The sequence below is a fragment of the Nostoc paludosum FACHB-159 genome (assembly GCF_014698835.1).
GTDB lineage: Bacteria > Cyanobacteriota > Cyanobacteriia > Cyanobacteriales > Nostocaceae > Nostoc > Nostoc paludosum.
The window spans coordinates 13,768-27,902 of sequence record NZ_JACJTU010000071.1; the positions used below are offsets into that span (position 1 = coordinate 13,768).

Genomic DNA, 14,135 nt, shown 5'->3' on the forward strand with positions numbered 1-14,135 from the left:
AAAAGCCCTACGGATATACGTAGTATTAGTTTCAGATGGAGTTTAAATTCCTATCTGGAACTGGCTTTAATTTTGACTTGTTAATTGTTAATTTGGCATTTTATTTTAAACTTGGAGACAAGCAATGATGATAATTAAATTATTCAAAGCCTGGTTGAAAATCAATCAGCAAAAGTTTGGTAAAAATGAGAAAAGCTATTTTTCATTGAAATGGCGATCGCGTAACCTGCTATTATTATCACTTGTGGTAATGCTGTCTATTAGTATTAGCGCCACCGCCATTACTAGTTACAACTTTGTTAAAGGATTATTGCTCGACAGTCTCAAGCAGCAAGCACTGTTAAAAACACAACAAGGTGAGGATGATATTGATAACTGGTTAGCGATTCGTAAGACAGAAATTAAGACTGTGGCAAATTCCGTTGTGGTGCGATCGCTTGATTGGTCATTGATGGAGCCTTACTTGCAATCGGAGTTGAAGCGGCTGCAAACATTTTTGCTCATAGCCCTTGTTAAACCAGATGGTTCATTAATTAATACTCAAGGGGGTAGTCCCAATGTTAAAGACCGAGAATTTTTTCAGCGGAGTATGGCGGGTGAAACGGTAGCAGCCGATCCAATTATTGGACGCACAACCAATCAATTACAAATTCAAGTTAGTTCCCCGATTCTTGACAAAACAGGCACAAAACCAGCAGGTGTCTTAATGGGAGGAATTCCGATTAACCGAGTAATTGAGGTAGTCAATAATTTGCATCAAGGCAAGGGTAGCTATGCCTTTGCGCTCAATTCTCAAGGAGTTCCCATTGTTCATCCAGACACACGACTAATTGGCACACCGGAAAGAGCCGCCCAGAGTTTCCTCAACTCTCCCAATCCCCGGCTAGTTGCAATTGCCAAAAAAATGGTAGCTAAACGTACAAATATTGAATTAGCTCAAGTAGATGGTAAATGGAACTATGTTGCTTACACGCCGCTGAGAGAGGCAAATTGGTCGATCGCTTTGATTGTGCCACAAGAAAATATTGAATCGCCATTGCAAGCGTTGAATATCTTGGCTACGGTTTTGGCAGGATTGCTGGTGGTTGGATTGATTGGTGGCTGGCGACAGGTGCAACTATATGAAGAGATTCGGGAACGTGCCTTGATTTCCAGCCAGCAGGCGCAGCAACTGGGCAAAACCCTCAGAGAATTGCAAAATACCCAAGCTCAACTCATCCACACGGAAAAAATGTCTAGCTTGGGACAACTGGTTGCTGGGGTGGCACACGAAATCAATAATCCTGCCAATTTTATTCATGCTAACCTCAACCACGCCAGTGAATACACTGAAAGTATCCTCGATTTGCTAAAGCTTTACGAACAAACCTATCCAAATCCGACACCAGAAATTCGCGAACTCGCACAAGACCTTGATATTGAGTTTCTGGCAGATGATTTACCCAAGCTAATGACTTCAATGCAAGTGGGAACCAAACGCATTCGTCAAATTGTCCTGTCTCTGCGTAACTTCTCCCGCCTCGATGAAGCAGACATGAAAATGGTAGATATTCACGAAGGATTAGACAACACGCTGATGATTCTCAACCATCGCCTGACAGCTACACCCGAACGCCCAGAAATTCAAATTATTAAGAAATACGGCGATTTACCCCAAGTAGAATGTTATGCAGGGCAACTGAATCAGGTATTTATGAATGTTTTGGTGAATGCCATCGACGCGCTAGAAGCAGCCAGCGAAGAACGCAATGTTGAGGTTCTTAAAACCAACCCCAATCATATTAGAATTCAAACCCAACTTGACAAGTTAACTCACAACGCCATCGTTCAGATTTATGATAATGGTATTGGGATGTGCGAGGAGGTCAAGCAACGGGTATTTGACCATATGTTTACTACTAAACCTGTAGGTAAAGGAATTGGATTAGGAATGGCGATCGCCTATCAAATTGTCGTAGAAAAACACGCAGGAAGTATTAAAATTGATTCAACTCCCGGACGTGAGACAGAGTTTACTATTCGTATTCCTGTAACAAGTAAAAAGTAATTTTTAATCTAAAATTAAGTAGATAGACATAAATATATACAGCGTCAAAGACGATAAGTAAGTCGGCGAGAAAAATTTAATATATATGAACAAATATAAATTTGATGTCGGGTGTGTTACGCCGTAGGCTAACGCACTTGAAACTGTTAACTACAAGGTAAGGACGCCAAGCTTAGCGTTTCTATAATTTTCTGTACCTCATGTAATTGGCAATCATTATATACTTGAAGAAAGTTGATTTATAATTTAAATCTGCTCTACACAACAGCTTAAGACATCAACTTTCTGAGGTGATATGCTTTTAAAACTGCAACAAATTGTTGTTAAACCCGGTCAACAAATGTTACTGCAAGACATAAGTTGGCAGCAGTTAGAAAATATTTTAGAAGAAATGGGAGAAAGGCGTGCGGCACGCATTTCTTATAGTGATGGTTGGTTAGAAATTATGGTTCCTCTACCAGAACATGAAAAAGATAAAGAATATATTGGTGATTTAGTCAAAATTTTATTAGACAAACTCGAAATTGATTTTGAACCTTTTGGTTCTACAACTCTTAAAAATGAGCGAATGCGCCAAGCAGTAGAACCAGATACTAGTTTTTATATTCAAAATCAAGCTGCTGTAATTGGCAAAAACCGCATAGATTTAAATATAGATCCGCCCCCAGATTTAGCAATTGAAATTGATATTACTTCTCGCACTCGATTTGATAATTATGCAGTTTTGGGAGTTCCTGAACTGTGGCGATATACACGAAAAGGTTTAGAAATTTCCTTGCTCAAAGAAGGAAAATATATCCAATCTGAATCTAGTCCTAATTTTCCTGATATCCCAATTATTGAATTAGTCAATGAATATGTGCAGCAGTGTTTAACAATTGGCAGAAGTCAAGCTATGCGTAATTTTAGAAATTGGGTTAAAGATAATTTATAGGCATTCTGAATTATTAGACCTCTTGCAAAAGTGTTTTTTGCAAGAGGTGGGAAAAGGTAAAAGGTTAAAGGGGAAAGGAAAATACCAAACCTTTCCCCCTTTCCCCTTTTCCCTACTTCTGCAAGAAGTCTATTATTCAACACTTTTTGAAAAAGGCGATCGCCCATGACTACCGAAAACAATCCAGCAACCGTTGTAGACTGGCAACACCCCACACCACCCACAGATTTAATTTTTGATGATGGTGAACTCTTGGAATTAAATCGACATCGTATTGCTATGAATGTCCTGATTCGATCATTGCAACAAGCTTCGGGCGATCGCTATTTTCAAACATCACAAAAAAAAAGTGCGATCGCTATTAAGTAAAGCTGCAAATTTAACGTTGAATTAGCACAAATTTATTTTGTTTAAGCGAACATCTAATTCAGAAAACTGAATCTTTCCCGTTGCACTATTAATTGATAAATTGGAACTGTGCAAGAAATAGAGAAAAATAACAGCACGAGGTCATCTCTTTGACGACCATCAAACAACCTTTCGATCGCTTCCCCCATCTCATATTGTTGAGGATTTATCAGCAGTGTTACATTGTCAAAACCGCCAATATCTTGATGTAGCAAAACTCGCTGCATCGCCTCGACATCTTTTGCTGCTGCTGGCAATGGTTTAAGACCAGGCTCATACTCACTGACTCCTATTAGCAGTGCTACTTTCGCCATGTCGCTATTCTTCCTTACTGCTGGGATTTCTTAGTTACCTGCGATGAACTTTTGCGCTTGTTCAATGGCGGCGCTTAGCTCTTCCCGACTGCTAGCTTTCACCTTGAGTTTTTTGCCGTTGGCTTCGACTTCCAATTCAATGGTTTTGTTACCAAGGCGATCGCCCAAAAATCCCAACAATTTCTTAAAATTAGCTAGGCTTACCTCAGCTTGCAATACACCCCACAAAAAGCCTGCAACAGATTTACCTCTTTCAGGTATTTCTGTGACTTCCACGAGTTCTGCACTTTCGACATCTAAATCTTTGATTTCTCGCAGCAGATTTCGCGCTTCCTTGTCTTTCTCCTCTGCATCTAAATCTGGATTAGTAAAAGCGATCGTTAGCTTGACGTTAGGTTCAGAACTCATTTGAGTGTCAACTATATTGTAGTGATTTATCTATATAAAATCATATCCCCTATGTAAATTTTCGGAAATTTCTTCAAGATTTTTAGAAGAAGTTGTAATATTTAGGTAAAAATCAGTATGGGCAGAAGCGATCGCCTCTTTTGTCTCAGTCTATAAAATAGATGATTATAGTAGATTGGACAATGCTCACCTAATTACGCGACATCAACAGATAAAAAAATAGACTTTTATACAGTTGTACTCAGACAAAGTTATAGCTATTGGGTTGCTTTATGTTTAGAAAACGGTATTGTTGGGCAGGGAAATACTCAAGAAGATGCTACTAAACTCAAAGAAGCAATTGAATCCTTTGAAATTGTTTATGAGTCTGAAAGTAATATTTATAAATCTCCTATTTCAATAGATCGATTACATGAATTTTTATATTTTGAAGAAAAAGAACAAGATTCAGAAATATATGAATTAAGGAAGGTTTATGCCTAATATCATGTTCGGTAGAAGACTTATCATTAAGACTGACGCTGAAGGGGACGCTCTGACGCGGAGAGATTTTAAAAATAAGTAATTATCCGAACTTGATATAAGAAGTTGGTGAATGGCAAAGCATTAATTAAATGGTTCAATAGAGTATAAGTCAAAGTGCGATCGCGCGAGATTATTTATCAAATATGTAAGCCGAACCCCATGAAGTCCCTACAAAACGGGGATTGAGTTATGGCTTATTGGGTGTGCTGGGATTTAGCAGAACTCGTTAACAAAAATTTCTTCAGTTTGCAAATACACCTTCTAAGAAAGGTATTATTTCAGCCCAAGCAGAGGTGGTGGCAGCAGAATCGTAGCGATAACCGTCGTCCCGCATGAAGGTATGTTCTGCTTCATACAAGAGAACTTTATGGGGTACATTAGCATTCTCTAGAGCTTTAATTATGGTTTGTCGGTCAGAGTCTGGAATATGAGGGTCGAGTGTACCGAACACCATTAGCATCTGGGCTTTGATTTCATTAACTCGATGGATTGTATCGGCTACACCTTGCCCCAGTTTGCCACTAGGAATGCCAGTAGGATAGCAACACACACAAGCCTTAATTTCGCTGTTAAATGCTGCACGAAAAGCTAAGTGTCCTCCAATACAAAAGCCCAGAGTGCCTATCTTGCCTGGAGAAACTGCGCTTTCTGTCTTGAGAAATTCAATTACAGCACGGCAATCATTATCATAATGTGCGATCGCTGTTCGACGAGCGTCATCATTACCACGCATCCGACCGAGATCGTTTGGTTCAATAACTTGCCCAATTGGCTCAAGGCGATGAAAAATTTCAGGTGCCGCCACTACATAGCCATATCCTGCCAAGTAGTTAGCTAAACGAATTATCGGCTCGCCTAACTGATAAATATCACTATAAAATACAATACCTGGGTAAAGTCCTGGTGTTTTAGGAGATGCTACATAGACACGCATCAAACTGTCATCGACTCTTAACTCGACATTCCGTTTAGTGATTTGCACTGTTTTATCTCCGTTTCATGTAAGCTTTCATTAGCTTTTATACAAGTGAATTAAGAATGACAGTAGCTGACTGCCATAAGAAGGACGTATCCTCTCATTATTTCCCTTTGTAGTGAAACTGGGGAGTTATTCAGGAACAATTTTTTTCAATTTCGTCTTCAGATTGAAATTTTACCGAGTCTTCGCTAGAGCGTGTCATCAAAAAAGACTTGTACAAAATAGTACAAAATACGACAAGGGATAACTCAAGAATTAACAATCAACTTAATGAAGCGATCGCCTCTTTTTTCTCAGTCTATAAAATAGGTGATTATAGTAGAGCGGGCAATCCTCACCTAATTATGTAACATCAACAGGTAACAAAAATGGACTTTTATACCGTTTTATTGTCTGCCTGACCGTTTGTTGTGCCCAACCTAAATACTCTGCAATAGTACGGTACATTCCATCCGTGGGCATTGATTTGAAGTGATTACCCCGGAATTAGAGTAACGTGAGTTCGATGGAACTAAAAAATGACAGGAGGTAGTGCAGGTAAGTCTTTTGGGTAAATATCAATGGAAGGTTTTTTAGGCAAATAGGTATAAGCAGCTAAACCAGCCATCAAATTAACCAAAAAGTTAAATGGACTACGATGACGAGAGTGTTCAATTTGACAGATATTTTTGAGATGATCATTGACCGATTCAATTACTGCTCGTTTGCGTAAAAGAATTTTATCAATCATTTTGACCAAACGATTTTTCATTTTCTTCTTAGATTTAGTGATTAAGTGCAACCCTCGTTGATATAACTCCTCAAATAGTTTTTGAGAGATATATCCTCTATCACCAAATAATTTACCAATGAGGTCTTTAGTCATATCTGGGACTGGTTTTCGGTCATCTATATTGGCGGGAGTTAGGGAAAATGCGAGTAATTCTCCACAATCATTAATAATCAAATGTAGTTTAAATCCAAAATGCCAGCCCACAGAATTTTTTCCCCATTTCACTAAACCTTTAAATACCTTGTGAGAATGCGCTCTGGCATTGTGACAAACATTGATGGGAGTAGAATCGATAAAGCTAATTCCAGTAATTTCTCCTGTACGTGTATGTAAAAAGCAACATAGCAGCATTAAACACCAGGGCATCAATTCCACAAACCTTGTGTAGCTGACTAAATTGGGAAATGCTTGACGCCAACCTGGCAAGACTTGCAGCGTATAGAATTCCTTGAAGGTCTTATATCCACTACCATGAAATGCGATAACTATGGTCATTACTTCTGATAAGTGCATTCTGGATTGACTACGCCGTTCTCCCATTGTTGATGGCAGTTGTGGTACCTGCCGCCAGAGGTTTTCCCATTGGTGACAAAAATCATCTACGTCGCAGAAAATTTGTGTAATGTCGAGGTGAGATACAATCGTAGACATAGCCGAAACCTTGATTTTTCTTTGATATTTTTAGTTTCGGCATTTTTTTGTCACTTTTTTATCTCTTCTCAATTAATCGTAGTGATGTCTCCGCCACTGCGCGCGATCGCTTTCAGGCGTGCCGCAGGTCTCGCTGCTGTGAATGCCACTTGAGAAAATTCTTACACAGCAAGCTTTTTGCTCCTTCCTATCCGTCGAACTCACGTTAGAGTAACTTCAGTCTGTTGCCGATGGGTCGTAGAAGCTGGGCTTGTAGGGGTAAGGGGAAAAGGGAAAAGGCTTGAAATTACACTTTTCCCTTTAACCGAACCTTATTGTGTGTCGTCCTATGCTTGTTGTTATTTCCTAACTAGCTCTTTTCCAAGGAGTACGGATCAATTGCCAAGAAGGGTTATTTAAAGCCATATCCATATCACGAGCGAAAATTGCAAAACCGTCATAGCTATGGTACGGCCCGGAGTAATCCCAAGAATGCATCTGACGAAAAGGTAAACCCATTTTTTGGAAAACGTATTTCTCTTTAACCCCAGAAGCTACTAAGTCGGGCTTGAGTGCTTTAATTAATTTCTCGAACTCGTAAGAAGTTACATCATCATAAATGATAGTACCGTTTTCAATATATTCAATAGTACGTTTGTAGTCGTCATGATGAGCGAACTCATAACCCGTAGCCACAACCTTCATACCCAAATCGTTGAATGCAGGAATCACATGGCGAGGGCGTAGTCCGCCGACCATCAGCGCCACAGTTTTGTTTTCTAAACGCGATCGATACTTAGCAATAACTCCATCTATTGTTGGTTGATACTTAGCAATTACCTTTTGAGCATTTTCTTGAATCTTAGAGTCAAATCTAGCGGCAATCTTGTGTAAGGAATTAGCAATCTCGGTGGGGCCAAAAAAATTGAATTCCAACCAAGGAACGCCATAAGCTTCTTCCATGTGACGAGTAATGTAATTCATTGAGCGGTAACAATGAATTAAATTTAGCTTCGCTTGAGGTGTGAGCATCATCTCATTAAGAGTGCCATCACCTGACCATTGAGCAATTACACGCAAGCCAATCTCTTCCAAAAGGATGCGGCTAGACCAAGTATCACCACCAATGTTATAGTCACCAATGATTGCAACATCATAAGGGCCGGGTTGATAGTTGATAAATTTTCCTTGTTTTTTGACGCGCTCAGTATAAGGAAATAACCAGTCACGAACGGTGTCATTAGCAATGTGATGACCTAGAGACTGAGAAACACCACGAAAGCCTTCACAACGTACAGGAACGATCGGCTTGCTAATCTCTTTACTAGACTTTTTGGCTACGGCTTCAATGTCATCTCCAATCAGACCAATAGGACATTCAGATTGAACGGTAATACCTCGGTTAAGTGGAAAAAGTTCTTCAATTTCTTTGATAATTTTCGTAAGCTTTTTATCACCTCCGAATACAATATCTCGTTCTTGAAAATCAGAGGTGAAATCCATAGTACCAAAAGAATCGATGCCGGTAGTACCAATATAGTAGTTACGACGACCAGACCAAGACCAGTAACCACAACCTACAGGCCCATGACTAATGTGAATCATGTCTTTGATCGGACCCCAAACTACACCCTTAGCACCAGCGTAAGAACAACCACGAGCAGTCATAGTACCCGGAACTGATTTCACATTTGACTGAACGCCACAGTCTGACTTACCCTGTTTATAAACATTAAGTTGCCGATCTCGCTTGAGACGAGATTTATCAGGATAAGCTTTCAGAACTTCCTCAATTACTTGTTTTCTTTGCTCTACAATGTCAGTTTGTTGTTCATTGATATGTTTAGACATTTCTCTATCTCCAACGTATCTTGATTGGTAATTGATATAGCAGGCCAAGAAAAATGATGCCTCGCAGATAAATTAAGGCTCTGCATCAGAAAAGAATTGTCAGCAAGAAGTTCGGGAGTAAAATAGCTCTTTATTTTCTCCCTTAGCTCCTATTATTGTGTGTGTTTGTTTATTCCTGACCTATCCAAAAAGAACAAGGCGAAGACGTAATAAACAAATAAGAAGGCTAATTTAACTTTAGACTTCTTGCAGAAGTAGGGAAAAGGGGAAAGGGAAAGGGGGAAAGGTTTGGTATTTTCCTTTCCCCTTTAACCTTTTACCTTTTCCCACCTCTTGCAAAAAACACTTTTGCAAGAGGTCTTTTGATATCATGTCCGGCTAATTACTTGTGATTCGATACATCTGTGCAGAAAATACAAAACCCTCTCCCCTGCGGTCTTAATGATAAGTCTTTTACCGGAGACGATATGACTAACAGATTTACAAATTATCTAGTGCTTGCAAGCAGCACTTTATTGTTCTAAGTAATAGATAAACTCTCTATTTCTTGAACTCAGGCTCAATCAGATAAAATTAAGCCAAATCAGTTAAGCTGTCACACATTTAAATTGCACATTTTTTCGTGTTGACTGTTAACTGTCAACAGTCAACAAATTTCATGAGCGACTGTGCAACTTAAAAGCCAAATAGCTTATGACAAGGGTAGAACGCGATTCAAGTAGTATCAAGAAAGCACTAAGCAACTTGATAAAATTAATGCCTATTCAAACACAAGAATATATCTGAAACGGTATGAAGCAGGCTAATGCAGAGAATTTCTTAGATCTAAAACTATCCTTAAGGTAGATGCATACTTTGACATTATCATGTGAATAAACTCTTGGCAAGCTTAAGGAAAAAATTAACTTTACGAAGCTCAAGCTTGTCTAAATTGTACAGTTGCTTTCTCGTTGACTCCTGAACACTAATTTGCCAGTCCGAAAGCAAGCCATACATGAAATTAGCTTTTCGAGTCTGTTTTTAACGACGGTATCAGAGAAAAGTAAAAACCTCTATTAATTCCCACAAATTGCTGTTGGCTTTAAGGATTTGAAAGCTTTATGCTCATGAGAGTTAACACATTTGCAACAACTCTTCGTTATGGTTACAGTCTCAATTGCAACAGTTACGGATATACCAGCGCTGATTCCACTTCTGAGTTCATTGTTCTCCCAAGAAGCAGAGTTCCAACCAGATGTAAATAAACAAACTGCGGGTTTGCAAGCAATTATTACGCAGCCTCATGTTGGAGCTATTTTAGTTGCACGGGAACAAGAAAAACTCATAGGTATGGTGAACATTCTATTTACAATTAGCACAGCCGAAGGAGGATTAGTTGCCATCTTAGAAGACATGGTAGTAGATATTAATTATCGAGGTAGGGGCATTGGTTCAGAACTCATTACTAGAGCGATCGCATTTTGTCGCGCTAAAGGTATATCTCGTATTACTCTTTTGACAGACGCTGATAATTATTCGGCAATTAATTTCTATGAATTGCATGGGTTTGCTAAATCACCGATGATTCCTCTGCGGCGCTTGATTTAATCAACTTTAGTTGCTAATTTATTTGTTGGATGGGAATCTCAATTATGAATTTAGCTCCCGTTCCTGGAGATGAAATACAGCTTAAGCGTCCTTGATGTTTTTCTGTGATAATTTGATAACTAATTGACATTCCTAAACCAGTTCCTTTACCTACTGGTTTGGTCGTAAAAAAAGGATCGAATAGACGCTGTTGAACTTCTGGCGACATTCCTATGCCATTGTCAGCAATCTCGATCGCAATCGAATCACAGTTGAGTACAAGAGTACGGATTGAGATTTGTGGTTTCTTGGACTCATTAATCACAGACCAATTTTCTAAAGCATCGATCGCATTAGTCAAAATATTCATCAATACTTGGTTAAGTTGACCTGCATAACATTCTACTAAAGGCAGTTGACCGTAGTCTTTAATAATTTCAATTGCTGGATGGTTGGATTTAGCTTTGAGGCGGTTTTGCAAAATTAATAGCGTACTTTCAATACCACTGTGGATATCCACGGTTTTGATTTCTGCTTCATCTAGCCGAGAGAAGTTCCGCAACGATATTACAATATCACGAATGCGTTCGCTTCCCATCTTCATCGAATCAAGCAATTTTTTGAGGTCTTCAGTAATAAACTCTAACTCGTTTGCTCCTATGGCTGACTGAATCACTGGTGCAGGGTCAGGATATTCTTTTTGGTAAAGTTGCAGCAGTTCTAGCAATTGTTGAATATATTCTTTAGCGTGAATAATATTACCATTGATAAAGCTAACAGGGTTGTTAATTTCATGAGCCACTCCAGCCACTAGTTGACCTAAAGAAGACATTTTCTCAGTCTGAATTAGTTGCGATTGCGCCTTTTTTAATTGTCTTAGTGCTTCAGCAAGCTGTTGGTTTTTTTCGGTTAATTCCTTCTCACGCTGTCGCAAAGCTACCTCTGCTTTTTTGACAGCAGTAATATCTAAACCCATTTCCACAACCATTGGCTCACCTTTCATATTCTTGAACGGATAATCATAAATCTGATACACATTACCTGTTTTACTATCAACCCATTCCCAAAGTTGCGGAGCATTAGTGTCAAAGACACGAAATGTAGGGCAAACTGGACAAGGCTGTTTTAATCCAGCGATCGCCTCATAACAAAGTTTTCCTGTAGGATCTCCAAATACCTCTTGGAAGCGTTGGTTATAAAACCCTATGCCATAATTATTGGGTTGCAGATAAAGAAAAGCAGGTAGCTGATTCAGTAGGTTATAAAGGCTTTGGCGTTCAGTTTCAAGTGCTTCTATTTGCTGCACCTGCTGGTTGATGTCTTTGGCTATTGCATAGATGACTCCCTGTCGATCGGTTGACAGGCTCCAAGACAACCACCGATAACTACCATCTTTGTGAAGATAACGATTATCCCAGCGCCAAGAAAGCTCTGGTTCGCTTGGTAGCTGATTGATTACAATATCCTCTGGATGCACGAATTCTAACCAAGGATGCCCGATTAAATTTTCTGGTTTCCATCCTAATACTTTTTCCCATGCTGGATTTACTTGGTGATAACAACCATCTTTTGCGATGATACAGAATAGATCAGTTGAAAGGTTAAAAAAATTTTCTTTATTAAACACAGTAATCTTGCTGTCTAAAATTCTGTCTTCAAAGTAACTAAGTATATCCACGAGTTACAATGTCAAGATTACTGAAGAATTATAAAAATAGTGAAAACTAAACATGAGCGCACAGACTAAAGTCTGGGGTTGTTCCAATATCGCAAAGAAGCACCAATTAATTATTTAGAAGCTTGAGTCGGTTATTCGTTTTAATAAGGCTCACGGATTTATTTCAGGTTTGTGCCTTACATCGAATCTAGCTGCTGGCGTAGTTTACTACTGAAAACATCAATTACAGTCACAACTACTAGCAACAGTAGCATCATAGTTGTAGCTTTGTTGTACTCGAAACCATCGATGTAACTCTTCAATTGAAAGCCAATTCCACCTGCACCCACTACACCCAATACTGAAGCGGCGCGGATATTATACTCAAACATCCATAAGGTGTAGCCCAATCCCAAAGGTAAGACTTGGGGTAAAATGCCGTACTGAACAGTTTGAAACTTAGATGCATTCATGACTTTTAAAGATTCTAAAGAACGGGCATCTACCGCTTCAATTGCTTGTTGATAAAATTTAGCTAAATAACCAATAGTATAGATTCCCAAGGCTAAAGTTCCTGCGGGTGCGCCTAAGCCAGTAGCGGCGACAAAAATTAACCCCAGAATAATAGAAGGGACGGAACGCACAGCGTTTTGCAGAAAGTTAGCTAACAATTGCAACCAAGGAGGCGCAACATTACTGGCACTAGCTACAGCGATAGGTAAAGATATAATTGCGCCAATGGTGGTTCCCCATAAAGACATTTGGATTGTTTCAATTAATGCCTTAATTGCTATATCTACAACTGTCAGATCCGGGGGAAATAAGCGAGAGATAAAATCTGTGATGTAAGGCCAGCTAGATGTTAATAATTCAAAATCGACTTTGATACCTCGTAAAGCCCAAGCATAAACTACTACAACAATTAAAACGATGAGTAGAGGACTCATCCAAGGGTAACGGCGAAGAATTTTTGAATTTAACATTTGGCAAATTTAGCTTGCAAGTTTTCACAACGTCCGTCGTAAACAATACGTCCAGCCTCTAAGACGATCGCACGTTGGCCATATTTTGCAGCTATGGCTAAATCGTGTAGAACTGTCACAATCGTTATGCCTTGCTGGGTATGTAATTGGGATAAAGTTTCCATTACCTGTTGACAGGCGACAACATCCAAGCCTGTAATCGGTTCATCGGCTAGAAGAATCTGCGGGGATCGAATTAATGCACGCGCGATTGCAACTCTTTGTTGCTGTCCACCGCTGAGTTGACTAGTTTTTTGATAAGCCTGTTGTTTTAAACCCAACTGTGCCAGCAAATCCATTGCCAACAAGCGATCGCGCTCTGGAAATCCAAATAATGTCTGCCAAGATGTTCTGACGCCAAGTCTGCCACACAATACATTATCAATTGCTGATAACTGCCGAATTAATCCGCCTCCCTGAAATAACATCCCAACATCGCGGCGAATTTGTGGCAGTGTGCGAGGAGTCATGGTCACACCCTTGATTTTAATTTCTCCCTTGGTTAGAGGAACTAATCCCACAAGCGATCGCAATAGTGTCGATTTCCCAGCACCATTAAGTCCTAGTAGAACAACAAACTCACCCTGTCCGATCTGACAACTAACGTCATTCAATATAAGACGATTTAAAGAAGCAGTATAAGCTTTTTCTAAGTTATGACATTCAATTACAAAATTACTCATTGATTTTGGGTTGAGGAGTATGAGGGTGTAGGGGTGAATGGCACGCTTGTAAAGCTGAAACCTCGTCAGGGCAGGGTGTGGGAGGTGTGGGAGGTGTGGGGAGTGTGGGGAGAGAGGGGAGTGTGGGGAGTGTGGGGAGAGAGGGGAGAGAGGGGAGTGTGGGGAGTGTGGGGAGTGTGGGGAGTGTGGGGAGAGAGGGGAGTGTGGGGAGTGTGGGGAGTGTGGGGAGAGAGGGGAGAGAGGGGAGTGTGGGGGGAAAGAGAATTAATGCTTCCCCATCCTCCCACACCTCCCACACCTCCCACACCTCCCACACCTCCCACACCTCCCACACCTCCC

12 protein-coding genes and 1 pseudogene are annotated in these 14,135 nt (G+C 39.9%); 4 read left to right on the forward strand and 9 right to left on the reverse strand.

Annotation, left to right across the window (positions count from 1 at the left end):
- Nucleotides 1-124 precede the first annotated feature (124 nt).
- The 3 genes and pseudogenes from H6H03_RS35230 to H6H03_RS35240 all read left to right on the forward strand — a co-directional run.
- A complete protein-coding gene (locus H6H03_RS35230) occupies nucleotides 125-2,047 on the forward strand; it encodes a sensor histidine kinase (RefSeq protein WP_242058138.1) in 1,923 nt (640 codons plus the stop codon).
- 295 nt (nucleotides 2,048-2,342) lie between these two features.
- Nucleotides 2,343-2,981 carry a Uma2 family endonuclease gene (locus H6H03_RS35235; protein ID WP_190959657.1) on the forward strand — a complete coding sequence of 213 codons (639 nt, stop codon included), beginning with the start codon at nucleotides 2,343-2,345 and terminating at the stop codon, nucleotides 2,979-2,981.
- 165 nt (nucleotides 2,982-3,146) lie between these two features.
- Nucleotides 3,147-3,305: pseudogene (locus tag H6H03_RS35240) on the forward strand (Uma2 family endonuclease); the annotation flags it as partial.
- 98 nt (nucleotides 3,306-3,403) lie between these two features.
- Here H6H03_RS35240 and H6H03_RS35245 read toward each other — a convergent pair.
- The 5 genes from H6H03_RS35245 to nifD all read right to left on the reverse strand — a co-directional run bounded on the left by H6H03_RS35245 (nucleotide 3,404) and on the right by nifD (nucleotide 8,868).
- Entirely contained in the window at nucleotides 3,404-3,703 is a 300-nt protein-coding gene (locus tag H6H03_RS35245) for a caspase family protein (protein WP_190959658.1), read from the reverse strand.
- 30 nt (nucleotides 3,704-3,733) lie between these two features.
- Entirely contained in the window at nucleotides 3,734-4,111 is a 378-nt protein-coding gene (locus H6H03_RS35250) for a hypothetical protein (RefSeq protein ID WP_190959659.1), read from the reverse strand.
- A gap of 766 nt (nucleotides 4,112-4,877) precedes the next feature.
- Complete coding sequence (locus H6H03_RS35255; RefSeq protein WP_190959660.1) at nucleotides 4,878-5,618, reverse strand: dienelactone hydrolase family protein; 741 nt, start codon at nucleotides 5,616-5,618, stop codon at nucleotides 4,878-4,880.
- A 508-nt stretch (nucleotides 5,619-6,126) separates the two neighbouring features.
- Nucleotides 6,127-7,038 carry an IS982 family transposase gene (locus H6H03_RS35260; protein ID WP_190959661.1) on the reverse strand — a complete coding sequence of 304 codons (912 nt, stop codon included), beginning with the start codon at nucleotides 7,036-7,038 and terminating at the stop codon, nucleotides 6,127-6,129.
- 345 nt (nucleotides 7,039-7,383) lie between these two features.
- Nucleotides 7,384-8,868, reverse strand: a complete 1,485-nt coding sequence (nifD, locus tag H6H03_RS35265) for a nitrogenase molybdenum-iron protein alpha chain (protein ID WP_190959662.1) — start codon at nucleotides 8,866-8,868, stop codon at nucleotides 7,384-7,386.
- Between the two features lie 1,140 nt (nucleotides 8,869-10,008).
- On the opposite strand from nifD, the gene H6H03_RS35270 reads away from it, so the two are divergent.
- Complete coding sequence (locus tag H6H03_RS35270) at nucleotides 10,009-10,455, forward strand: GNAT family N-acetyltransferase (protein ID WP_190959663.1); 447 nt, start codon at nucleotides 10,009-10,011, stop codon at nucleotides 10,453-10,455.
- A 13-nt stretch (nucleotides 10,456-10,468) separates the two neighbouring features.
- Here the strand turns inward: H6H03_RS35270 and H6H03_RS41900 are convergent, their stop codons facing one another.
- From H6H03_RS41900 to H6H03_RS40850, 4 genes are all read right to left on the reverse strand, one after another.
- Complete coding sequence (locus H6H03_RS41900) at nucleotides 10,469-12,061, reverse strand: PAS domain-containing sensor histidine kinase (RefSeq protein WP_190959664.1); 1,593 nt, start codon at nucleotides 12,059-12,061, stop codon at nucleotides 10,469-10,471.
- A 227-nt stretch (nucleotides 12,062-12,288) separates the two neighbouring features.
- Nucleotides 12,289-13,074, reverse strand: coding sequence for a phosphonate ABC transporter, permease protein PhnE (gene phnE / locus H6H03_RS35280; RefSeq protein WP_190959665.1), 786 nt, complete (start codon nucleotides 13,072-13,074; stop codon nucleotides 12,289-12,291).
- The gene (locus tag H6H03_RS35285; protein ID WP_190959666.1) at nucleotides 13,068-13,796 is read right to left on the reverse strand and encodes a phosphonate ABC transporter ATP-binding protein; all 729 of its coding nucleotides are present in this window, start codon (nucleotides 13,794-13,796) and stop codon (nucleotides 13,068-13,070) included. Before H6H03_RS35285 ends, phnE begins: the two co-directional genes overlap by 7 nt.
- 65 nt (nucleotides 13,797-13,861) lie before the next feature.
- On the reverse strand, nucleotides 13,862-14,135 hold a 274-nt coding region (locus H6H03_RS40850; protein WP_242065756.1), incomplete at its 5' end, for a hypothetical protein.

Coding starts and splice junctions, on each gene's coding strand:
- H6H03_RS35285 (WP_190959666.1), bottom strand. CDS start 13,796: ATGAGTAATTTTGTAATTGAATGTCATAACTTAGAAAAAGCTTATACT.
- H6H03_RS35250 (WP_190959659.1), bottom strand. CDS start 4,111: ATGAGTTCTGAACCTAACGTCAAGCTAACGATCGCTTTTACTAATCCA.
- H6H03_RS35270 (WP_190959663.1), top strand. CDS start 10,009: ATGGTTACAGTCTCAATTGCAACAGTTACGGATATACCAGCGCTGATT.
- nifD (WP_190959662.1), bottom strand. CDS start 8,868: ATGTCTAAACATATCAATGAACAACAAACTGACATTGTAGAGCAAAGA.
- H6H03_RS35235 (WP_190959657.1), top strand. CDS start 2,343: ATGCTTTTAAAACTGCAACAAATTGTTGTTAAACCCGGTCAACAAATG.
- H6H03_RS35230 (WP_242058138.1), top strand. CDS start 125: ATGATGATAATTAAATTATTCAAAGCCTGGTTGAAAATCAATCAGCAA.
- H6H03_RS35245 (WP_190959658.1), bottom strand. CDS start 3,703: ATGGCGAAAGTAGCACTGCTAATAGGAGTCAGTGAGTATGAGCCTGGT.
- phnE (WP_190959665.1), bottom strand. CDS start 13,074: ATGTTAAATTCAAAAATTCTTCGCCGTTACCCTTGGATGAGTCCTCTA.
- H6H03_RS35260 (WP_190959661.1), bottom strand. CDS start 7,038: ATGTCTACGATTGTATCTCACCTCGACATTACACAAATTTTCTGCGAC.